A 21,832-nucleotide genomic window follows, 5' to 3' on the forward strand; every position below is an offset into this window, starting at 1 on the left:
TGCGGTTGGATCGTCCCAAAAGACGGTTTCTGAAGCCGTCGGGTCAGGGATCAAGACGCAAAACGGGATTGGAATCAGCGGTTGCCCGGCCAGCCTACTCGATCAAATTTCCATCGCGGATTTTGGGTGGTGTCGCTGGAATTGAATAGCCGGATGAATGTAGGTACATTCAATTGGAAATTCTGAATCTGGGAGCTCATCGAACGCAGCGTGATTTCGCTTTTTGGTTGATTTGTTGTATTTATGCAATCCGATGTCCATTTGGCGAGCGCGTGCATCGTGAAGGTTGCGGTTCAAAAATACCACGATGCCCTACCCCCGTCTGATGCGGCGAATGGCCGGATCACCCATTCACCGGCTGTGCGCGACAGCCGTTTACTCGTAGGAAAGGCCTCCATGCCTCGGAGCAAGAAGACCGAAGCCGATAAGCTGGCGAACAGCGCGACCCTACGCGAATCCTCGAAGCGCAGGGAGGAAAACGGCTGGTTCGTGGATCCGCGCGTCACCGGCCTCGTCAAGAGCCAGGTGGAAGACGTGCTGCTGGTCAACCAGCGCAGATCCCAGTTCGTGCACACGGCAATCGAGCTATTCTCCCGCAAGGGCTATAACGCCACGACGGTGAAGGAAATCGCCGACGCCGCGAAGGTCAGTCCCGGCCTCATCTATCAATACGTCACGGACAAGGAAGAGATTCTCTTCCTCGCCCTTCAGCTCATCGTACATACCAACAAGGAAGTCATCCCCGCCGCGATGGCCCCGCTGTCGGATCCGGTTCACAGATTCATCGCCGGGTTCAACGCCTATTGCCGCGTGTTCGATGCCAATCGCCAAGCCTGCATCCTGACGTATCGCGAGACGAAATCCCTGCGCCTGGATCATCGCCATGCCATCAAGAGCATGGAAATCGAAACCAACGAATTGATCGCGGCGAGCGTTCGCGCCTGCATCGAGCAGGGGTTTTTTCGGAAGATCAACATCGAGATTTTTGTTTATCAAACCATCATGGCCGCTCATACTTGGGCACTCAAGCATTGGCGCCTAAGTGAGTTTGTCACACTGGATTCCTACATTCGGGATGTGACTGATAATTTGATGAATACAGCGCTCACCCGAGAGGGGTGGAGCCGTTATCTCGAATATATACGCCTCGACACGATGGTGCCGGGCTGACGCTCCCCAGGCAGACAACCAACCTCGCTTGAGGCGAGGCCCGACCCGGGAGGGGGGTGGCCGTAACGTCGTTTGCTCCATAAGCATTTTGCCGGGCCGTTTCGCCGCTGTATCGCAGCGTGCGTTCGCCTTGTTGGCAAACGTTTTTTGTTTGACAGATCGATTAGCGCATCGTAATGAATGAATAACCATTCAATCGAGCCTCACTGGCTGGGTTTCAATCTTTTCGGTGAGGATCATGGTCCCGCGGGGCGCCGGTTGCGACCCCATAGGATGGGTTTTCGCGTCCTGTGCCGAAAGGGCGATAATGATCAGGAGCGATCAAAGGGAGCCTACTCTCTAAAAGGGAGATCACTCCCCAAGACGTTCAATCGGCTCGATGAAGCTGAACGCATCACTTTGAGGAAAGCCAGGAGCAACTCATGCGCGCCGTTGTTGTCCACGCGTTTGGAACCCCGGAAAGCCTTGCGGTTGAAACCATTCCCGATCCCCAGCCGCGGCCGGATGAAGTCGTCATCGACGTGAAGGCCTCGACGGCGAACTTCGTGGACACTCTGGTCATCGCCGGAAAGTATCAGTTCCTTCCTCCGCTGCCGTTCACGCCCGGCAAAGGGCCTGCGGGCGTGATCTCGGCGGTTGGGTCGAACGTCAAGAACCTCTCGGTCGGCGACCGGGTGCTGACCACCGCAGAGGAAGGTGGCTATGCGGAGAAGGCAGTGGCGAAAGCCAGCCATTGCTATCGGATATCGGACAATATGTCGTTCATCGACGCCGCCTCCATCAGTCTGGCCTTTGACACGTCTTGGTTCGCCCTTCGCGAACGCGCCCATGTCAAGCCGGGCGAAGTCGTGCTCGTGCTGGGCGCATCCGGTGCCGTGGGCACCGCAGCCGTCCAGCTCGCCCACGCCTTCGGCGCCCGCGTCATCGGCGGGGTTTCCTCTCCCCAAAAGGCTGCGGCCGTCCGCGAGGCCGGGGCCTTCGCCACCGTGGACCTGAGCGCCCCCGACCTGCGCGATAGCCTGCGGCAGCAGGTCTATGCGCTCAACGACGGGCGGGGCGTGGACGTGGTGATCGACCCGATCGGCGACCGCTTCCTTGCGCCAGCCCTGAGAACGCTCGACTGGTGCGGACGCTATGTGGTGGTTGGCTTCGCCGCCGGCGAGATACCTACGCTCAAGGTCAATTATCTGCTTCTGAAGAACATTCAGATATCCGGCCTTCAGGTGAGCGATTATCGCAAACGCCGCCCCGAACGGATGAATGAATGCTTCAAGGAGTTGCTGGAGCTTTACGAGAAGGGCGCGATCCGGGCGCCGACCTCGCGGCCTGTACCCCTCGAGCAGTTCGCGGATGCGCTTGATCAGGTCGTCAAGCGCGAAGCTGGTGCACGCTTGGTGCTGACCCCGAGCTGAACCCGGCGCTTTCCCCCGGCGGACCGTCATGGTCGGTCCGCCGCCTCAAGGGAGAGACGGGAGCGCAAGCTGTGAACCCGTAACAGGCAGACGCAACACGGACTGTCCTTCAATGACTGAACGTTCAATTAGCCAACGCATCTTCGACACCGCGGAATCTCTCGAGCCGGCAAAGACGGTGGCGTTTCCGTCCGCAAGCGCAGGCATGGGCGTGCTTCCCATGGCGGAGCGCACCATCGGGCGGATTTTGGCGCGCGCGACAGCGCTTTACGGCACCCGGCCGTTCGTGCGCTGGCGCGGCGAGACGTTCAGCTTCAGCGAGATGAACCGGCGGGCAAACAAGACGGCCAACGCCTTGTCGGCTCTCGGCATTACCCGAGGCACGCGCGTCGCTATTCTCTGCTTCAACCGCCTCGAATATCTGGATCTCTGGTTCGGGCTTGCCAAGATCGGAGCGGTCCAGGTGCCGCTGAACACCGGCTATAGGGCGCCGCAGATTCTCCACACCCTATCTAGGGCGGACATCCCGTTCATTGTGGTTCAGCGCGAACTGGCGGAGGAGTTCACGAAACTTGGCACGGACGTGACCGGGCGCTGTCATGTCCTGACGCTGGATGGTCCCATCTCCACGGGGCTTGCGCCCCAGCAGTCCGCGCTGGAGGGGCTCGTCGCCGCCGCTTCGGATATCGAGCCGCCGGACCCGAAGATCGACGGCACCGATATCGGCGCAATCATGAATACGTCAGGAACGACGGGCCTCGCGAAAGGCGTTCTGCTGCCGCACGCGCAGCAATATTGGCTCGGCTACCGCATCGCAGACGCGCTTTCGCTTCGCGCTGACGATGTGTTCTATAATTTCTATCCGCTGTTTCACAATACGTCGCAGGCCATGATCGTCGTTCCCGTCATGTTGGCGGGCGCGCAATTGGTTTTGACTGAAAAGTTCAGCCTTTCGAACTTCTGGCCGGATGTCCGTTCCAACGGGGTTTCGATTTTCTATTATATCGGCGAGATCCTGCACCTGCTGGTGAAGGCGTCCGCTGGCGACGAGGCGCGGGGCACGCGCTTGCGCGCAGGGATCGGCATCGGCGGTGCGCCGCGCGATGTTGCCGCTTTCCAGCGCATTCATAACGTTCCGCTCGGCGCCTGCTACGGCTCGACCGAAGGCAATGTGCCGGTGTTCCGGCCGCTTGGGGAGGGCGCCGACACCGCGAGCGCCGGCCGTGTCCTGCCGGAGTTCGAGGTTCGCATCGTCGATCCCACCGGCGAGCCCGTGCCGGTGGGGGAGGTGGGCGAGATCGCCATCCGCTCCGATGAGCCTGCCATTGTCTTCGCGGGATACGACGGCGATCCGCAAGCGACGTCGGAAGTCCGCAAGGACGGCTGGTATCACAGCGGCGATGCTGGGCGCTTCGACGCCGAGGGCAATCTCTATTTCGTCGCCCGCATCAAGGACGTCATCCGCGTCAAGGGCGAGAGCGTCTCCGCTTTCGAGGTCGAGGATGCGCTGGTCTCATTCGCCGGCGTGCAGGAGGCTGCCGCCATCGCCGTTCCCAGCGAGATCGGCGGAGACGAGGTGAAGGCCGTGATCGTGCTTTCTCCGGGAGCGGTTCTGGACCCGACCGCACTGGTGGCGCACTGCAACCGCCTGCTGCCGAAGTTTTCCGTGCCGCGCTATTTCGAGTTCGTCGAGGCCCTGCCCAAGACCCTCACCAACAAGATCCAGAAGAACGTGTTGCGCGAGACCCCCTTCACGCCGCGCACGTGGGATCGGCTGCAGGTCACGATATCCAGGGACAAGTGAAGCTCTCGCGGGTCGACTGCCCTCGGGCCGGAAACGACGCGTGACGGGCAAGAAATAAAGGGAGATCAATGTGAACGAAATCGTTGCGCCGGCGTTGCTTCAACGCAAGTCGAAGATCATCGAAATCGACGCTGCGCTGGACCATGTGCGGGACGGAATGACGGTCGCCATTGGCGGTTTCATCAATGCCGCCCATCCGATGCTGGTGGTGCGTGGCCTGATCCGTCGCGGCCTCAAGAACCTCACGGTCGTCGGGGCGGCTTCGGCGGGGCTGGAACTGGACCTTCTGATCGCCTCGGGCTGCGTGGCGAAGGTGGCGGCACCCTATATTTCCGGCGAGAAACTGGCACCCATCGGGCCGGCGTTCCGCGCTGCCGCCGAGGCCGGTCGGCTTTCCGTCTACGAACTGGATGAGGCGCTCTATTATTGCGCGCTGCGGGCCGCCGCCCAGCGGGTGCCGTTCAATCCCTGGAAGGCGGGTGTCGGCACCTCCTTTCCGAAGGTGAACCCGGCGATCAAGGAGATCGACGATCCGATCTCCGGCGAGCGCATCCTGGCGATCCCCGCGCTGAACATCGACGTTGCCTTCCTGCATGCCGCAGTTTCGGACCGCTACGGCAACGTTCAGCATAACGGCCATGGCTATGGCGACCGCGCCATCGCGGCGGCGTCCGATCTGACCTTCGTGCAGGTTGAGCACATCGTCTCCAACGAGGAGATCAAGCGCGATCCGCTGCGCACCACGGTCGCCGGCGCCGACGGTGTGATCCGCGCCCCGTTCGGCGCCCATCCTTATTCCAGCCCCGGCTTCTACCGCGAAGATCAGCAGCACATCCGCGAATATGTTGCGGCCGCGACGACGCTCGCCAAGACCGGTGATGACGGCGCGATCCGCGCTTACATCGCCCATTACGTCACCGAGCCGGCGGATCACGTCGAATATCTAGAGCGTGTCGGACTGCGGCGGCTTCTGTCGCTCGACGAATACTGAACGAAGACTGGTGAGGACGCCGGAATCATGAACATCTACAACAAGCCGGAAACGACGTCCGACGACGTCATGAGCCTGCCCGTCACGGCACGGGAAATCATGGCAACCGTCCTGTCCCGCGACTTGGAGGACGGGCAGTGGGTCGAGGTCGGCGCGAATCTGCCGGTTCCCCGCGCCGGCGTCCTCCTCGCCCATCTCCACCACGGCCCGAACATGACCGTGATGATGGCGATGACAAAAGCCAATCTGCTGAATGAACCTTCAGTCGAAGAGTTCGAGCTGATCACCGACGCGCGGGCCACCCGCTGGGCCGAGGCGTATTACATCCACAACGATCTCGTCGAGAACATGAAGTTCCGCAGGAACGGGGTGTTCTTCGCCGGCGCGCTGCAGATCGACCCGTGGGGCAACAGCAACCTCATCGGTGTCGGCAAGGACTTCAACCGCCTGAAATTCCGGGGGCCGGGCGCCGTCGGCACCACCAACGCGACCGTGATGAATAGCCGCTTCCACCTGGTGGTGAACGCGCACGACACGCGCATCTTCGTGGAAGAGTGCGATTTCGTCTCGTCCTACGGCTGGGGTCGCGGCAAGGGCGACCGCGAGCGCCTCGGCCTGCCCGGCGGCCCACGCTACTGCGTGACCCCGCTCTGCGTGATGGACTTCGACGACGACACACGGCGCATGCGCCTGAAGTCCGTGCACCCCGGTGTCCCGGTGGATGAGGTCGTGGCCAAGACCGGCTTCGAGCTGATCATCCCGGACGACGTGCCGGAAACCCCCACGCCCACGCAACGCGAACTCGAAATCCTGCGCAAGCGGATCGACGTTGCCGGCAACCTGCGCTGAACCCAGGAAGGACATGACCATGGCGAACCATTGGCAAACGAAGATCAGCCGCGTCCTGCCCGGCAAGGTCATCATCCACGGCTACGACCACAAGCACCTCATCGGTGGGCCCTCCTATGCCGCCGGCGTTTTCCTGACGTTCCGCGGCGATCTGCCGACGCCTAAGGAGGAGCGCATGATGGATGCGATGCTGGCGAGCCTCTACGACCACGGGTTCGTCGCGGCGAGCGTGCTCGCGGCGCGCTATTGCGCCTCCGGCAATCCCCAGTTGATCCCCGCGACGGCTGCGGGCCTCCTCACAGCCGGAAGCAACACCATCAACCCGCAGCACGGCTGCGACTTCATCCTGGAGGCATGGGCCCTAATGAAGCGGGAGGGGCTCTCCATGGAGGAGACCGCGCGGCGCGTGGTCGGCGAGCGACGCGCTGCCAAGCAGCGGATTCCCGGGTTCGGCCATCCCACCCACAAGAGCGAGGATTTCCGCGCCACCAAGCTGTGGGAGATCGCCGAGGAGTGTGGCTTCGTCGGTGAGCGCACGCGGCTTTACCAGGCCATCAACGCCGAGTTCCGGCGTGCCACCGGACGCGAGATCTGCATCAACGTGGACGGGGCGCTCGCCTGCATCGGCATGGAGATGGGCTTCAAGCCCATCCATATCGCGGCCATCGCCGCACTCGCCGTGCTTCCCGGCATCATGGCCCACGTCATCGAGGAGATCGAGGAGGGGGTGCCGCTGCGCGTCATTCGCGACGAGGACATGGACTATCTGGGCGCCGCCGAGCGCCCCATGCCCGCCGACGCGGAGCCCGCGCCGATGGCCCCGGTGACCTGAACAGGCGCCCTCAGAATTTCAGGATAATGGAAGGATCGGTTCCATGGGATTGGATAACAACACCATCAAGTGGCAGCACGTCGACAAGTGGTACCAGCGCGAGGCCATCAAGACCAATTGGAAGCCCTGGGGCATGCCCGAGATCGTCGATCCGAAGGGCAGCGCGTTCGCGGATGTCGATACCATGCCGAAATGGAAGGTTCCCGAGAAGATCGCCATCTCGGCGACCATGAACGGCGCCTTCTTTACCAAGAATGCGAACCCCAACGTGCCCACGACGCCCGAGGAGATTATCCGTTCGGCGGAAGAATGCATCGCCGCAGGCGCCAAAATCATCCACTTGCATGTCCGGGATGAGAAGGGCTACAACGTCCTCGACATCGATCTCTTCCGCCGCACCATCGAGCCGCTGCGCGAGCGGCATCCGGATATCGCCATCGATGGCTGCCTTGTCGCGGTGAACGACGAGGAAAGCCAGCAGATGGAGAAGATGATGACCGCCGGTCTGCTGGACGCGGTCCCCATCAACACCTGCGCGATCCTCATCGGCGACAACATGTTCTTCAAGTCGCCCCACGCCATCATCAAGAAGGCGCAGCTTGCGCTCCAGGCGGGCGTGCGGCCGCAGATTGCGGTGTACAGCGATGGCGACATCGACAACGCCCGCCGCTTCCTGATCGACACCGGCCTGCTGGAGCCCCCCTTCTTTTGGCTTGTGCTTCCCGCGCTTCCGGGATGCAGCCCCATGTACAGCCCGGAGTCCATGATCAGCGGCCTGACCCGCTATGTCGGCATGATCCGCGAGATCAGCCAGGAATCCATCATCTCGGTCTGCGCCGCCGGCCGCGCGAGCACCTACCTCACCACGCTCGCGACGCTGATGGGCCTGCACATCCGGGTCGGCATGGAGGACACCATTTACAAGTGGCCCCATCGCGACGACATGCTCACCAGCAATGTTGAGCACTTCCGCCTCGCCAACACGATCGCCACCTCGCTGGGTCGCGAACTGATGAGCGCGTCGGAATATCTCTCGCTGATCGGCGCAACACCCGCCGCAGCACTGCGCGCAGCGGAATAGCTGAAGCCGTCGCATAGGAGCGGAAGATGTCACGCATGGACGGAAAGGTCGCGCTCGTCACCGGTGGCGCGCGCGGCATTGGCCAGGAAACCGCGCTGGAGCTTGCCCGGCGCGGGGCCAAGGTGGCCATCGCCGACCGCAAACTCGACCTCGCCGAGGAGACGGCGGCCACGTGCCGGAAGGAATCCGGTCAGGATGCCCACGCCTTCATGGTCGATCAGGGCAAGGGCGAAGACGTGGAAGCCTGCGTCGCCGCCGTCGTCGAGCACTTCGGTGGGATCGACCTGCTGTTCGCCAATGCGGGCACCGGCAAGTTCTCGCCGCTCGCCGAGATGGCGAAGAAGGACTGGAACCTCATCATCCAGGTGAACCTCAACGGCACGTTCTATTTCTGCCAGGAGGTTGCGAAGGCGATGATGGCCCGTGGGCAGGGCGGCAAGATGGTGCTGACGGCCTCGTCGGGGGCAGAGGTCATCGCCGATCAACTCGGCGCTTATTGCGTCGCCAAGGCCGGCGTGGTGATGCTCATGAAGCATCTTGCTTCCGAGCTCGGCAACTACCGCATCAACGTCAACGCCATCCTGCCGGGCGTCATCGAGACGGCGATTACTGCCGAGAAGATGCAGCATCCCCCGGTTCGTAACATGCTGGTGCGGCAGACGCCGGTGGGGCGGTGGGGCAGCGCCATGGATGTCGCGAAGCTTGTGGCGTTCCTGCTCTCGGACGATGCAGGATACATCAACGGTGAAGGCATCATGATCGATGGGGGCTCGACCCTCCATGGTTATCCGCGCTGGTATGCGCTGGACTACACAGAACAGAACAAAGCCGACTGGGAGGAAATGTTTGACCAATATCCTTACCGGTGACCCCGGCCTCGGTGGCGTGCTGGGCCAGATGCGCCTGAACCCTGTCGCCGCGCAAGAAATCCACGGCAAGGTCGCGCTGGTGACCGGCGCGTCCTCCGGCCTGGGTCTCGGCTTCGCCGAGGCCCTGGCCGGAGCGGGCGCGAAGGTGATCGGCGCGGCGCGGCACGCGGACAAGCTTCAGCGTGCGGTGGACAAGATCAGGGCGGCCGGTGGCACCGCCCATGCCATGACCGTGGATGTCGGATCGGTCCGTTCCATCCGCGAGCTTGTCGCCGCAATCGCAGACGAGGTCGGCCCCATCGACATCCTGGTTAACAATGCCGGCGTCTCGCGGGAGGAAATGCTCCTCGAGGTGGAGGAGGAGGACTTCGACCTTCAGGTCGGGACCAATTTCAAGGGTGCATTCTTCACCGCCCAGGCGGTCGCCAGGCAGATGGTCGCGAACAAGATCGAAGGGCGCATCGTCAATATCGGCTCGATCGCCGGAAGCCGGCCAGTCGGCAAGGTGGGAATCTATGGCGCCAGCAAGGCGGCCGTCGTTCACATGACGCGTCAGATGGCCCGCGAGTGGGGCCGATACGGCATCAACACCAACGCCATATGCCCCGGCTACATCGCCACCGAACTGAACGCGGAGTTCCTGGCCACGGAAGCCGGGCGCAAGATGGCGTCCTCGCTCCCGCGCCGACGCGTCGGCGAGCCCGAGGACCTCAAGGCCCTGCTGCTCCTGCTGTGCGCTGGCCGCTCGGTGCGCCTGCTGAACGGTTCCATCGTCGCGGCGGACGACGGCTTCACCTGCTTCTGAGATTTTGGCGGCGACAGCCTCGCGCCGCCTCAAGCAAGGCATATGACCATGACACAATCCTCGCTCACGCCGGCCTCTCCCGCGCCTCAGCGCGCGAGCGCCCGTTCGATCCTGGAAGTGGTGGACGCGGATGCGCGCCTCGACGATGCCGAAAGCGCGATGATCGATCAGGTCCGCCGGCTCGTCGAGACGCGGATCGCGCCGCGGGCGGCTGGCTATGACGAAAGCGGCGACTTTCCCCGTGAGAACATGGCGGACATCAACGCGCTCGGCCTCAACACCATGTTCCTGCCGGAAGACTACGGGGGCGCCCCGCTTTCCTATGCCGCTTATCTGTTCGCGCTGCGCGAGATCAGCAGCGGCTGTGCGTCGACGGGACTGACCTGGGCGACGAATTTCCACGCCACAAACCCGATCATCGACAGTGCGCCGCCAGAGCAGTTGCAGCGGTTCCTGCCGGTGGTGGCGGAGGGCGGCCTAGCCGCCATCGCCATCACCGAGGCAAGCGGTGGCTCCGACGCCACAGCCATGTCGACGCGCTTCGTTCCCGACGGTGACGAGGTGATCATCCAGGGCGAGAAGCTCTACATCACCAACGGCGATGTGAGCGACATGATGCTGGTGTTCGGCAAATGGGCACCGCTGGGCACCGGCAAGGAGGCGATTTCAGCCGCAGTCGTCACCGGCCGGCCCGTCGGCCTCGAAGTCCGCCGGCGCGAGAACAAGGTCGGTCACCGTGCCTCGAGCACCACAATGCTCGGCTATTGCGACGTGCGAATTCCCCGCGCGAACCTGATCGGCAAGCCGGGCACAGGCCTTTCCATTCTCCAGACCGGCCTCAACAAGTCCCGGCCGAGCGTTGCCGCGCATCTGCTGGGAATCGCCCAGGCAGCTATCTTCGACATGCTTGCCTACGGGGCGGAGCGAAAGATCCGCGGCCGGCCGGTAACCTCATACCAGACGGCGCAGTTCAAGGTCGCCGAGGTCATAAGCGCCTTCGTTCTCTGCAATACCCTCATGTGGCGAGTTGCACGAATGGAGGACCCGTTCGCGCCGGAGTTCGGGATTCTTTCCGGGATGCTGAAGCTCCGCGCCAGCGAGGTCGCGACGCTTGCCACCGAAGCCTCGCTTCAGATGCACGGTGGCGCAGGCTATTGCCGGGAGTTCCGGGCGGAAAGGCTGTGGCGCGACGCGCGTCTCGGCCCCGTGGGGGAGGGGGCCAGCGAGATGCTGCTCGATCTGCTCGGGCGCAGCCTTACCCGCACTGCCTAAGGCAACGCCGATTCGAGGAGGTCACCGCTCATGTCTTCGCCCCTCGCGGACGATGTCCGCCCCTTACGCCTGGGCGTTATCCTGCCGAGCGTGAATACGGTGGTCGAGCCGTGGTTCTCGCGCACGCTGCCCACGGACATCAACCTGCACGCCGCTCGCATGCTGATTCCGCCGACGCTCTCTCCGGAAAGCATCATTGAAATGGATCGGTCCGAGGGCACGCTGGCGGTGCGGCAGATGGCAAGCTGTCGGCCTGCGGTGATCGGGTATTGCTGCACAGCCTCCAGTGTGGTGCAGGGCCAAGCTTATGACGCGCATCTGCGGCAAGAAATCGAACGGGAAACGGGCGCCAAAGCGACCACGGCCACCCATGCCATCCTGAGCGCGCTCTCTGCACTCAAGGCGCGAAGGGTCGTGATCGTGTCCCCCTATACCGACGACATTGATGCGATGGAGCATCACTTTTTCGCCGATGCGGGTCTGGACGTGGTTGGCTCGGCAAATCTCAGCATTACCGACACGTTCCATCTGGCCGAGCCCGGCAAAGCGCAGATCGTAACTCTCGCGCGGCACGGCTGGCGACCGGAAGCAGACGCTCTCATTATCACCTGTCTCAACCTTCATTCCCACTTCGCTGTAGGACAGCTTGAACGCGAACTCGGGAAACCCGTCATCAGCTCCACCACATCGATGCTGTGGCATATGCTCCGACTCGCCGGACGCGCGGACCAAGTAGAAGGCTACGGCCGTTTGCTAACCTTGCATGCGGCGTGAACCGCTGGATGCGGAGTCCCGCCTTCGATTGTCGCGGGAGTGCCGCACGTCGTCGGTAGCTTTCGAGGTTCATCTCGAAGATGGTGGCATGGTGGATGAGGCGATCGACGGCCGCGAGGGTCATGGCGGGGTCGGGGAAGATGCGATTCCATTCCCCGAACGGCTGATTTGCGGTGATCAGCATCGAGCGGCGCTCATAGCGGGTGTCCGCCGTCAGCACCAGTGGCACAGATTTGAGGTTGTGATTTATGGGCCAGATGGGCTTCTTCGACGTTTCGAAGCGCTATGCGGGGCTGGACGCGAAGGCAGATCCGCTGGTGAAGCTGAACGCGATGGTGCCCTGGGACGCGTTCCGGCCCCGGCGGGAGCCAGTCTGGCGGCGGCGCGCCGTCTGGCTCATGTGGTTCAGACGGGCTAGGGCAAACGTTCACGGCACGGAACCGTTACGACAGGAGGTCAGAGATGGCGGAGCAGATGGAAGGCCCGGTTCGGCTCGGCGTCGTCCTGCCCAGCGTCAACACCGTGGTCGAGCCCTGGTTCTCTCGCGTCGTTCGGAGGGCGTGAACGTTCATGCGGCGCGCATGCTGATCCCGACCAAGCTGACGCCCGCGGGCATCATCGAAATGGACCGGAACGAGGGGATGTCGGCCGTCCGCCAGCTCTCGGACTGTCGTCTCGATGTGGTCGCCTATTGCTGCACGGCCTCCAGCGTGGTGCAGGGGCAAGCCTATGACGCGCATCTGCGGCACGAGATCGAAGTGAAAACCGGGGCCAGGGCAACCTCGGCTACCCACGCCTTGCTGAGTGCCATCGCGGCGCTGGGGGGCCGGCGGATGTCCGTCGTGTCGCCTTATACCGAGGAGGTGGACACGTTGGATCGCCAATTCTTCGAGCAGGCCGGTCTCCACGTCGTCAGTTCCGCCCACCTCGGCATCGAGGACGTTCGCGCTCGCGACGCCGACCGCCGCGGACCTGCTGGATCTGGCGCGGCGCGGTTGGTCCGCGGACGCGGATATCCTCGTCATCACCTGCCTCAACACGCATTCGGAGCGCGTGGCGGCAACCATCGAAGCGGAGATCGGCAAGCCGGTCGTCACCTCCACCACCGCCACCCTATGGCACATGCTGCGCCTCGCCGATTGCAAGGACAACATACCAGGATTCGGCCGCCTCCTCGGCTTGGCCTGAAGAGAATCCGGCTGCCGGTCGCAGACCGTCCCGGCACGTCGGTAATCGCAAGATAAATGGGGAGAGCGGCCTTGGATACGTTGCCACTGAACATCCCTCACTATCCCATGCTGCGCTTTGTAACCCGCCACGGTCGGGTTCTGGTGACGCTCGCGGCGATCCTCCTGCTCGCGGCCGGGTTGGTCATGATCCAGCAGATGACGGACTGGGTTCCGGGCCTGGCCTGCGTTGTGCTAGGCGTTATCGTATTCGTGGTCGGCCGCACCCTGGTGGAGATGGTCGAGCTCATCACCGATATGCTGTTGCCGAAATGAATGCGGCAGCTTCGGTCCGTCGCCGCCCCCTGCGCGTGGCTGTCGTCGGCGGTGGCATCGCCGGCATGGTGTTCGCGGTGCGCTCCGCCGAATTCGGCTGCGACGTGGTGCTCCTCGAGCAGGGCGAGGATGCCCTCTACCGCTGCAACAGCCGGTTTACCGGCGGCGCCTTCCACATCTGCTTCCACGACATCGACGAGCCCGCACCGGAGCTCGCAGCGGCGATCAGGGTGACCACAGCGGGCTTTGCCGTCGATGCGCTGGTCGATGCGGTCGCCGAAGATGCGCGAAGCGCCGTGCGGTGGCTCGGCGGCAAGGGCGTGCGGCTGATGAAGGCGGGGCCGGACGCATGGCGCCAGCATATTCTGGCACCGCCGCATTTCATGAAGGCCGGGCTGAACTGGCAGGGCCGCGGCGGAGATGTCCTGCTTCGGACGCTGCGGGCGCACCTCATCGCCGGCGGCGGCCGGATCCTGCTGGGGGCCCGAGCGGTTGGGCTGGTGATGGACGGCGTCCGGTGCGCGGGCGTGGAATATGTGCGCGCGGGGCAGGTTGGCCGCCTGGAGACCGATGTCGTGATGCTTGCCGACGGCGGGTTCCAAGCCAATCTCGACATGCTGAAACAATATGTCAGCCCGGCGCCCGAGCGGCTGAAGCAGCGCGGCGCGGGCGTGAGCCGGGGCGATGCCATCGCGCTCGCGGCGGAGGCCGGCGCGGCGCTGACGGGGATGGAGAGCATCTACGGCCATCTGCTGTGTCAGGACGCCCTGCACAACGAACGCCTTTGGCCATATCCGATCATAGATTCGGTGGCCGGCGCCGCGATTGTCGTCGACCGCAGCGGTCGCCGTGTCATGGATGAAGGCCTGGGCGGGGTCTATATGACCAACTGCTTGGCACGCCTGCCTGATCCTCAGGCAACGGTGGTGGTCTTCGACCGGGCCGTCTGGCAAGGGCCAGCCACCGAGTTCATCCTGCCCGCCAATCCCAATCTGGCGCTGTCGGGCGGCGCGATCGAATCCGCCGACTCGCTTCGCGACTTGGCCATGCGTATGGGCGTGGACCCGTTCGGATTGGAGCGCACCATCGCAGATTACAACGAGGCCCTCGCCCTCGGCACCGCTAGCGCGCTTACGCCGCCGCGAACCGCCGCGAATGCCCTGGCGATCCAGCATCCGCCGTTCCATGCGGTCCGGCTGGTTCCCGGCATTACCTTCACCATGGGCGGCATCGCGATCGATGCGCATGGCCGCGTGCTGCGCGAAAGCGGCGATGCCATTACAGGACTTTACGCATCGGGCTGCTGCACCGGAGGTCTGGAAGGAGGTGTCCGCTCCGGCTATGTCGGAGGACTTGCGAAATCGGCAACCATCAGCTGGCGGGCGGCTGCATTCGTCGCACAACATGCATACGAAAATTGAGAGACGGGGTACCATTGAAGAATCGAAAGGCCGCTGTCTGCCGTCAGCTGTCGCTTGGCACTTAATTGTAAGAATGTGACGGTTAGGCTCAAGCTTGGCACCTAATTGTGAGAATCATTGCTGCATGATTCTCAAATTAAGTGCATCTGCGATGAAGCTTTCCACTTACGACCTCGGGCTATCATGTTCTCGGTGGCGTCAGTGAACCGGACCCTGTTGTCACCCATCATGTGCCCCCGTAGCATCCGGAGCATCTCCGGTCCGGCACGCTCGACGATGGCAACGCCGGCGAGCAGAGCCGGCCGCAGGTGGAGCGGCAGGATCGGCTTTGCAGGTGTAGGCAGGTTCTCCTGTCGCTCGGCGATGACATGGTCGAGATCGGGGATGACTGCGCCGAGCAGCCGGAAGCGCCAGAGGTCGTGCTCGCGGGGTACAAGCGTTGGAACGCGTCGCATCAGGAGAAGCCGAGCAATGTCGGCTGGTGATGTCCAGGTTCCGATACCCCGTTCGGCTTCATCGTCGAGCAGCCTTTCGCCATGAACGGCCGCAACGCGATGTTGCCGGAAAGGGGAGGCGAGTTCGCGACCGCCGGCATCCCGGAGTTGGTTTCCACACAAAGCGCACGTAATACGCCACCCCAGAAGCTGGCTTCGCAGGATCGGCGCCGGTTCCGCATGTCCCGGGCTGCAACTCGTGCAGACCTGCGTTGGCCGCGTGGCGATGAGCCGACGCGATGATTGCGCGACATTTGTGAAGATCATTCGACGCACCACGGCCGGTTCGGTGCCGAATATGTTGGCCAGGCGGATTTCCTGATCACTGCTTAGATGGAGATCGGCCGCGCGCAACGCGGAGGCCTCCGGCAGGCAATGCCGAAGCATGACAAGCGGAGGGACCGCGTAGAAGGCGGCATGGCGACTGATCCAGGAGGACAGGAGTTCATCAGAATGGGGCGGCAAGCACACCGGCAACTGCCGTGGCGGTGGGTTCTCAATCATGCGAATGCCGCCTCGGCATCGAACTCTGGCTCCCAGTTCTCGACGGCTTCGTCGTTGATGTGCTCGCGGCCGCTCTCGATGGCTTCGACGGCCAGGCTGTTGATCACGTGGAAGATGCTGGCGGTGATACCCTCTGTGATCTGCAGGATCCGTCGCAGCGATTTCGGCGTAAGCACCGAGGGTCGACGCAGCGGCGTGTTGCGCAGGATCGAGGCCACCAGGGTCTCGAACTGTTCGTTTGCAGCCCACCGGCTCAAGGTGAACTGCTCGAACCGGCGCGCAAGCTGGACGTCACCACTGATGGCCTCCCGCGCCTCGTTGACACCGAAGCAGACCAGGGAGATCTGCAGACGATTGCTGAGGAAGCGGAGCGTATTCAGGACGATGCGTTGCTCGCGGTAGGATCCGGCGAGGATGTTGTGCACCTCGTCGATGACCAGCACCTGCACGCCGATCGCTTCCATGATCCGCAACGCCGCCTGTTCCATCTGGGCGATGTCGGCGCGAGGCCGCTGCGGCGCGCCGAGAAGGGTAAGTAGTTCGGAGTAGAACCGTCGCTCGCCGGGACGGCTGGTCATTTCCATGGCCAGGACCGGTGTCTTTAGCGTGCCTGTCAGTGGATTGAAGCTCGGCGGGTGCTCGTCCCGGAACCGCTTCATAATCATGGTCTTTCCCATACCGCTGTCGCCATAGATCGCGACCGAGGGCATGCGCGTGCCTCGCGGATGGTCGAGGAGGCCACTCAGCCGGTCGAGCGCCTGCTTGGCGCGCGGGTAGAGAACCCAGCGGCGTGATCGTATCGCTCGAATGCGTCGCTCGTCAGTTTCGGCAAGCAGTGCTGCTGCGCTGGCGGTCAGGTGGGAGACTGATCAAACCCATCCGACAAAAAGCCCTTACCATAGGAGGAGTCCACATATGAATCACCTCGGCTCTGATTTGGGAAGCCCAAACGATTTCGTCCGATCGGCTGCCGCTCTAAGTGAAAACCGACATAAAAACGATAAAACTGTAAAATAATAAAAAATGAAAAATTATCGTTGACTATCCATGAGGCTTGGTCTTTGTTTTCTGCCAAGCGAGCGGTGCCGCAGCAGGGTGTCCTTGGTCCGGGGCGTCCTCCGTCCGAATGTGTGCACGCCAGAAACGAGGCGCCGCCAGCGCCCATAAGACAACGGGAAGGAAACGGTCTGACATGAATATTCATGACAAACATGCGCCTCTATCCGGCCTCGTCGAGGAAAACGGCGGCGTATTTCAGGTCGATAGATCGATCTATACCGCTCAGGACATCTTCGATATCGAGATGAAAACGATATTCGAGGCCGGGTGGGTGTATATCTGCCATGAAAGCCAGATCGCCAACGAAGGTGATTATTATTCAACGGCGATGGGGCGCCAGCCGGTCTATGCGATCCGCGCCAAGGACGGCTCGGTCAATGCCTTCATCAACGCCTGCTCCCATCGCGGCGCGGTTCTGACGCCCATGCGGCGCGGCAATGCCCGCACGCTGACCTGCCGCTTCCACGGCTGGTGCTTCAATCCCGAGGGCCGCTGCGTCAAGGTGAAGAACGAGAAGACCGGCTGGCCCAACGGCGCCGAGAAGTCGCGCTTCAGCCTCGTTCCGGTGCCCCGCGTCGATGTCTACAAGGGCTTCGTCTTCGCCTCGCTGAACGCCGACGTGGAGCCGCTCGCCGACCATCTGGGCGAGGCCAAGGTGTTCATCGACCTCCTCGCCGACCAGTCCCCCGAAGGCATGGAGGTGGTGCCCGGCGGACAGACCTACCTGATCCGCGGCAACTGGAAGCTCCAGGCCGAGAACGGCGTCGACGGCTACCACGTCTCCACCGTCCACCGTGTCTTCGCCGGGGCCATCGCCAAGCGCGAATCCCTGCAGCCCTCCACCGGCATGTCCAAGACCGAGGCCGGACGCATCGCGGGAACCGTGCAGACCGGCTGCTACGATCTCGGCAATGGCCACATGGTGATCTGGGCCAAGCGCGAGAATGTCGGCGCCGCGCCGCTGTCCGCCTCGCTGCCGCAGCTTCAGGAGCGCTTCCCCGACGATCGCATCGAATGGATGCTGCGCCGCGGCCGCAACCTGCTGGTGTTTCCGAGCATCCATCTCATGGACCAGCCGTCCACCCAGATCCGCGTGCTCATCCCGCTCGCCCCGGACCGTACCGAGGCGCGGGTCTACTGCATCGCCCCGAAGGGCGAGCCGCGGGAGGCGCGCGCTGCGCGGCTGCGCAAGTTCGAGGACTTCTACATGATCACCGGCATGGCGACGCCGGACGACATGGCCGCGCTCGAGGACATCCAGCGCGGTTCGCTCGGCACCACCGCGCGCTGGAACCACGTGGACCGCGGGGCCGACCTCGCGACGCCGGGTCCCGATGCGGAGATCGCGCCGCTCGGCGCCCACCCGGTGGCCAGCAACCCCAGCTGGGAAAATGAAACGCTCTACAACAGCTTCTACCGGCGTTGGATCAAGGAAGTGAGCGCCCAATGAACCAGCATTTCGCCCATCCCGCGCCCGCCGCCCCGGCCGCCCCCGCCGTGTCGCTCGAAGCCGTGGAGCAGCTGCTCTTCCTCGAGGCGGACGTGCTCGACCGCCAGCAATGGGACCAGTGGACCCAGCTCTATGCCGACGACTGCCTCTACTGGGTGCCGTCCTGGCGCAACGAGGAGAGCCTGATCGAAGACCCGGAGATGGAGGTCAACATGATCTACATCAAGGGCAAGGCCGGACTGGAGGCGCGCCTGTTCCGCATCACCTCGCGCGATTCCTACGCCTCGCTGCCGCTGGCGCGCACCTCGCACCTGATCGGCAACGTGCGCATCGTGGGGGCAGCGGAGAACGGCGACATCCTCGTCTCCGCGAAATGGGCGGTGGTCTCCGCCGACGGGCGCCGCGGCAAGATGGTGCGCAGCGGCTGGTACGACCTGACGCTGGCCCATACCGAAGACGGCCTGCGCATCCGCAAGAAGAAGATCATTCTGCTCGAAGACATGATCGACGGCACCATCGACATCTTCCAGATCTGAGGGCGGGATGCTTGCAATCTCCAAGGTGGCGGCAGGGCTGAACGGCCTTGCTCTGGTGGACAGACCCGTGCCCGAGGCCGGACCCGGCGAAATCCTGCTGCGCGTCGAAGCAGCCGGCATCTGCGGCACCGACATCCAGATCTACAACTGGGCCCCGCGTATGGCCCGGCGCATGCACCTGCCCCGCATCCTCGGCCACGAGGCGGCGGGCGTGGTGGAGGCGGTGGGCGAAGGCTGCACCCGGGTGCGCGTGGGCGACCACGTCTCGCTGGAGAGCCACATCTTCTGCGGCACCTGCCACCAGTGCCGCACCGACCGGGCGCACCTGTGCGTCGCGACGCGCTATCCCGGCATCGACATAGACGGTGCCTTCGCCCGCTACGTGGCGGTGCCGGAACAGATCGCCTGGGTGCATCCCGCTCCGGTGCCGTTCGAGATCGCGGCGGTGTTCGAGCCGCTCGGCATCGCCGTCCACGCCTGCTGCGAGGGCCGTGGCGTCGAGGGGCTGCCGGTGCTGATCAGCGGCTGCGGGCCCATCGGCCTGATGGCGGTGGCCGCCGCCCGGGCCTTGGGGGCGAGCCGGGTCATCGCCGTCGAGCCGTTCGCCCTGCGCCGCGAGGCCGCGCTGCGCTGCGGCGCCGACACGGCGCTCGATCCCACCGCCTGCGACGTGGAGCAGGAGGTCCGCGCCATGACCGGCGGCAACGGCGTCGAGGTGGCGATGGAGTTTTCCGGCTCGGAACAGGGCTTTGCCGCCGCGCTGCAATGCCTGACCAAGGGCGGCGACTTCCGCATGGTGGCGGCGCCGTCGAACCCGGTCACCCTCGACCTCACCCGGTGGCTGCTGCAGTGCCCGGTGATCTACACCATCCACGGCCGGCGGATCTGGCAGAGCTGGGATCGCCTGTGGGCGCTCTACAGCTCCGGGCGGATCGACCTCGCGCCGGTGCTGAGCCACGTGCTGCCGCTGTCCGAGGGGCAGCACGCCTTCGAGCTCATCCGCCGGGGCGAGGCGCTCAAGCCCGTCCTGATCCCGGCCTGAGACATCCGGTGGACCGATGACACAGCATCACATCACCCTGATCTTCGAGGACGGGGTCACCAGCGTGGTCGCCGCCGGGCCCGGGGAGACGGTCTACCAGGCCGCCGCCCGCCAAAACGTGCCGATCCAGACCGATTGCCGCGAAGGCGCCTGCGCGGTCTGCGCGGCCACCTGCGTGTCCGGCACCTATGACCTTCTCGACTTCTCCGACGAGGCGTTGACGCCACAGGACCAGGCCCGCGGCGGCGTGCTCGCCTGCCGCATGCGGGCAACCTCCGACTGCGTGCTCGAAATGCCCTATCCCTCGGGCGCCATCGCCCTGAAGGACGCAGCGGCGCGGGCGGTGGTGGTGTCCGAGCTGGACGAGGTGGCGCAGAACGTGGTGCGGCTCGTCCTCAACGAGGCCGACGGCGTGCCCATGGCGTTCCTGCCCGGCCAGTACGTGAACATCGAGGTGCCCGGCACCGGGCGGGCGCGGTCCTATTCCTTCGCCAACGCGCCGCTGGCGAGCGGAGGCCATGAATTCTTCATCCGCCGCCTCGACCGGGGCCTCATGAGCGACTGGCTGGCGGCGGGTGCGGCCGCCGGCATCGGCACGCAGATCAGCGCGCCCCGCGGACAGTTCTTCCTGCGCCCCACCGACCGGCCCCTGCTCATGGTGGCGGGCGGCACCGGGCTCGCCCCCATGCTGTCCATGCTGGCCCATATCAAGTCTGGCGGCGGCCCGCGGCCGGCGAAGATTACCGTGCTCTACGGCACCAACACCGCCGGCGAGATGTTCGGCCTCGACCGCCTCGCGGAGCTTTCCGGCGACCTGCCCATCGAGGTGCGCACGGCGGTGGTGAGCCCGCCTTATGCCGGCACCGTCGGGCACGTCACCGGCCTGCTGGAACCGCAGATGCTGGAGGGCGGCGAGACCCAGGTCTATCTGTGCGGCCCGCCGCCCATGGTGCAGGCGGCGCGGGCGTTCCTCGACCAGTCGAACCATCCGGCCCGGCACATCTTCGCCGAGCGCTTTCTTCCCTCCGCGGCCTGACCGCGCCGACGCACAGAGCAAGCAGGAGATACCAGCATGGATGCGGGAGCTGCGAGAGTGGACATGGACGAGCGCCGGCAGCCGCCGGTGGACCGCGTGGTGCCGTTGCCGGTGGCGCGGGCGGCCAAGGTCCGCTTCGTCGGCCTGCGCAAGGCGTTCGGCGAGGGCCCGCGCGCCTTCACCGCCATCGAGAACCTGTCGCTGGAGATAGCCGAGGGCACGTTCTTCGTCATCGTCGGGCCCTCGGGCTGCGGCAAGACCACGCTGCTGCGCATGCTGGCGGGGCTCGACCGGCCGAGCGCGGGGCGTGTGGAATGCGCCCGCTCGGGTTCCGGCCTGCCGCGCATGTCCATGGTGTTCCAGGGTGATTCCATCTTTCCCTGGATGACGGTGTGGGACAACGCCGCCTACGCTCTCACCCTGCGCCATGCGCCGCAGGCGGAGATCCGCGCGCAGGTGGGGCATTATCTCGACCGCACCGGCCTCACCAAGTTTGCCCACTGCTATCCGCACCAGCTCTCCGGCGGCATGCGCCAGCGTGTGTCCATCGCACGCGCCTTCGCCAACGACCCGGAGATCCTGCTCATGGACGAGCCGTTCTCCGCCCTCGACGAGCAGAACAAGACCCTGCTCCAGGAGGAATTGCTGCGGATCTGGGACGAGACCAAGAAGACGGTCCTGTTCATCACCCATTCCGTGGACGAGGCGGTGACGCTGGGCGACCAGGTGATGGTGATGACCGCCCAGCCCGGCAGCATCAAGACCATGATCGACGTGCCGTTCGAACGGCCGCGCAGCGTGCTGGAGCTGCGCGCGACCCCGGCCTACGCCGAGTTCGTCTACCGCATCTGGGGCTATCTGCGCGACGAGGTGCAGCAGGCCCGGGCGCAGGACGACAGCCGCGTCAGCGCCAAGCAATGAAGGCAGAG

At 64.2% G+C, this 21,832-nt stretch carries 22 protein-coding genes and 2 pseudogenes; 20 read left to right on the forward strand and 4 right to left on the reverse strand.

From position 1 onward, the window contains the following. The first annotated feature begins 279 nt into the window (after positions 1-279). The 11 genes from ABLE93_RS21235 to ABLE93_RS21285 all read left to right on the forward strand — a co-directional run bounded on the left by ABLE93_RS21235 (position 280) and on the right by ABLE93_RS21285 (position 11,859). On the forward strand, positions 280-1,170 hold the full coding sequence (locus ABLE93_RS21235) for a TetR/AcrR family transcriptional regulator (RefSeq protein ID WP_348841826.1): 891 nt from the start codon (positions 280-282) through the stop codon (positions 1,168-1,170). 422 nt (positions 1,171-1,592) lie between these two features. Continuing rightward, entirely contained in the window at positions 1,593-2,582 is a 990-nt protein-coding gene (locus ABLE93_RS21240) for an NADPH:quinone oxidoreductase family protein (RefSeq protein ID WP_348841827.1), read from the forward strand. Between the two features lie 112 nt (positions 2,583-2,694). Beyond that, positions 2,695-4,386: an AMP-binding protein gene (locus tag ABLE93_RS21245; protein WP_348841828.1), complete on the forward strand. Its 1,692-nt coding sequence runs from the start codon at positions 2,695-2,697 to the stop codon at positions 4,384-4,386. A gap of 70 nt (positions 4,387-4,456) precedes the next feature. Further along, on the forward strand, positions 4,457-5,377 hold the full coding sequence (locus ABLE93_RS21250; protein WP_348841829.1) for a CoA transferase subunit A: 921 nt from the start codon (positions 4,457-4,459) through the stop codon (positions 5,375-5,377). Between the two features lie 27 nt (positions 5,378-5,404). Beyond that, entirely contained in the window at positions 5,405-6,226 is an 822-nt protein-coding gene (locus ABLE93_RS21255; RefSeq protein ID WP_348841830.1) for a CoA-transferase, read from the forward strand. Between the two features lie 13 nt (positions 6,227-6,239). Next, entirely contained in the window at positions 6,240-7,058 is an 819-nt protein-coding gene (locus ABLE93_RS21260) for a citryl-CoA lyase (RefSeq protein ID WP_348841831.1), read from the forward strand. A gap of 43 nt (positions 7,059-7,101) precedes the next feature. Further along, positions 7,102-8,139, forward strand: a complete 1,038-nt coding sequence (locus ABLE93_RS21265; protein WP_348841832.1) for a beta-keto acid cleavage family enzyme — start codon at positions 7,102-7,104, stop codon at positions 8,137-8,139. A 26-nt stretch (positions 8,140-8,165) separates the two neighbouring features. After that, on the forward strand, positions 8,166-9,008 hold the full coding sequence (locus ABLE93_RS21270; protein WP_348841833.1) for an SDR family NAD(P)-dependent oxidoreductase: 843 nt from the start codon (positions 8,166-8,168) through the stop codon (positions 9,006-9,008). Further along, entirely contained in the window at positions 8,986-9,813 is an 828-nt protein-coding gene (locus ABLE93_RS21275) for an SDR family NAD(P)-dependent oxidoreductase (protein WP_348841834.1), read from the forward strand. The genes ABLE93_RS21270 and ABLE93_RS21275 overlap by 23 nt, the downstream gene beginning before the upstream one ends. Before the next feature lie 42 nt (positions 9,814-9,855). Then, a complete protein-coding gene (locus ABLE93_RS21280; protein ID WP_348841835.1) occupies positions 9,856-11,085 on the forward strand; it encodes an acyl-CoA dehydrogenase family protein in 1,230 nt (409 codons plus the stop codon). Between the two features lie 30 nt (positions 11,086-11,115). Then, on the forward strand, positions 11,116-11,859 hold the full coding sequence (locus ABLE93_RS21285) for a maleate cis-trans isomerase family protein (RefSeq protein ID WP_348841836.1): 744 nt from the start codon (positions 11,116-11,118) through the stop codon (positions 11,857-11,859). Here the strand turns inward: ABLE93_RS21285 and ABLE93_RS21290 are convergent. Beyond that, positions 11,759-12,061, reverse strand: a pseudogene (locus ABLE93_RS21290) (ATP-binding protein); the annotation flags it as partial. The gene ABLE93_RS21285 and the pseudogene ABLE93_RS21290 sit on opposite strands and share 101 nt — an antisense overlap. A 439-nt stretch (positions 12,062-12,500) precedes the next feature. Between ABLE93_RS21290 and ABLE93_RS27020 the strand changes: the two are divergent. The 4 genes and pseudogenes from ABLE93_RS27020 to ABLE93_RS21310 form a co-directional block, all read left to right on the forward strand. Beyond that, positions 12,501-12,797: pseudogene (locus ABLE93_RS27020) on the forward strand (aspartate racemase/maleate isomerase family protein); the annotation flags it as partial. Beyond that, positions 12,736-13,047, forward strand: coding sequence for an aspartate racemase/maleate isomerase family protein (locus ABLE93_RS21300; protein WP_510183066.1), 312 nt, complete (start codon positions 12,736-12,738; stop codon positions 13,045-13,047). The pseudogene ABLE93_RS27020 and the gene ABLE93_RS21300, both read left to right, overlap by 62 nt. Before the next feature lie 71 nt (positions 13,048-13,118). Further along, positions 13,119-13,361 (forward strand): hypothetical protein, encoded by a 243-nt coding sequence (locus ABLE93_RS21305; protein WP_348841837.1) that lies wholly within the window; start codon positions 13,119-13,121, stop codon positions 13,359-13,361. Then, a complete protein-coding gene (locus ABLE93_RS21310; protein WP_348841838.1) occupies positions 13,358-14,782 on the forward strand; it encodes an FAD-dependent oxidoreductase in 1,425 nt (474 codons plus the stop codon). The genes ABLE93_RS21305 and ABLE93_RS21310 overlap by 4 nt, the downstream gene beginning before the upstream one ends. Positions 14,783-14,913: 131 nt before the next feature. On the opposite strand, the gene ABLE93_RS21315 is transcribed toward ABLE93_RS21310, so the two are convergent. The 3 genes from ABLE93_RS21315 to ABLE93_RS21325 are packed head-to-tail and all read right to left on the reverse strand — an operon-like array spanning position 14,914 to position 16,993. Further along, the gene (locus ABLE93_RS21315; protein ID WP_348841839.1) at positions 14,914-15,780 is read right to left on the reverse strand and encodes a TniQ family protein; all 867 of its coding nucleotides are present in this window, start codon (positions 15,778-15,780) and stop codon (positions 14,914-14,916) included. Continuing rightward, positions 15,777-16,637, reverse strand: a complete 861-nt coding sequence (locus ABLE93_RS21320) for a TniB family NTP-binding protein (protein ID WP_348841885.1) — start codon at positions 16,635-16,637, stop codon at positions 15,777-15,779. Before ABLE93_RS21320 ends, ABLE93_RS21315 begins: the two co-directional genes overlap by 4 nt. Next, positions 16,634-16,993: a hypothetical protein gene (locus ABLE93_RS21325; protein ID WP_348841840.1), complete on the reverse strand. Its 360-nt coding sequence runs from the start codon at positions 16,991-16,993 to the stop codon at positions 16,634-16,636. Before ABLE93_RS21325 ends, ABLE93_RS21320 begins: the two co-directional genes overlap by 4 nt. Positions 16,994-17,083: 90 nt before the next feature. Here ABLE93_RS21325 and ABLE93_RS21330 point away from each other — a divergent pair, with 90 nt between their 5' ends. The 5 genes from ABLE93_RS21330 to ABLE93_RS21350 are packed head-to-tail and all read left to right on the forward strand — an operon-like array spanning position 17,084 to position 21,824. Further along, complete coding sequence (locus tag ABLE93_RS21330; RefSeq protein WP_348841841.1) at positions 17,084-18,289, forward strand: aromatic ring-hydroxylating oxygenase subunit alpha; 1,206 nt, start codon at positions 17,084-17,086, stop codon at positions 18,287-18,289. Further along, positions 18,286-18,825: an aromatic-ring-hydroxylating dioxygenase subunit beta gene (locus ABLE93_RS21335; RefSeq protein ID WP_348841842.1), complete on the forward strand. Its 540-nt coding sequence runs from the start codon at positions 18,286-18,288 to the stop codon at positions 18,823-18,825. The genes ABLE93_RS21330 and ABLE93_RS21335 overlap by 4 nt, the downstream gene beginning before the upstream one ends. Positions 18,826-18,832: 7 nt before the next feature. Next, on the forward strand, positions 18,833-19,867 hold the full coding sequence (locus ABLE93_RS21340) for an alcohol dehydrogenase catalytic domain-containing protein (RefSeq protein ID WP_348841843.1): 1,035 nt from the start codon (positions 18,833-18,835) through the stop codon (positions 19,865-19,867). 16 nt (positions 19,868-19,883) lie between these two features. Then, the gene (locus ABLE93_RS21345) at positions 19,884-20,903 is read left to right on the forward strand and encodes a 2Fe-2S iron-sulfur cluster-binding protein (protein WP_348841844.1); all 1,020 of its coding nucleotides are present in this window, start codon (positions 19,884-19,886) and stop codon (positions 20,901-20,903) included. A gap of 36 nt (positions 20,904-20,939) precedes the next feature. After that, positions 20,940-21,824, forward strand: coding sequence for an ABC transporter ATP-binding protein (locus ABLE93_RS21350; RefSeq protein WP_348841845.1), 885 nt, complete (start codon positions 20,940-20,942; stop codon positions 21,822-21,824). The last annotated feature ends 8 nt before the right edge of the window (positions 21,825-21,832 follow it).

The organism is Xanthobacter pollutisoli (assembly GCF_040044995.1).
Classification (GTDB): domain Bacteria; phylum Pseudomonadota; class Alphaproteobacteria; order Rhizobiales; family Xanthobacteraceae; genus Xanthobacter.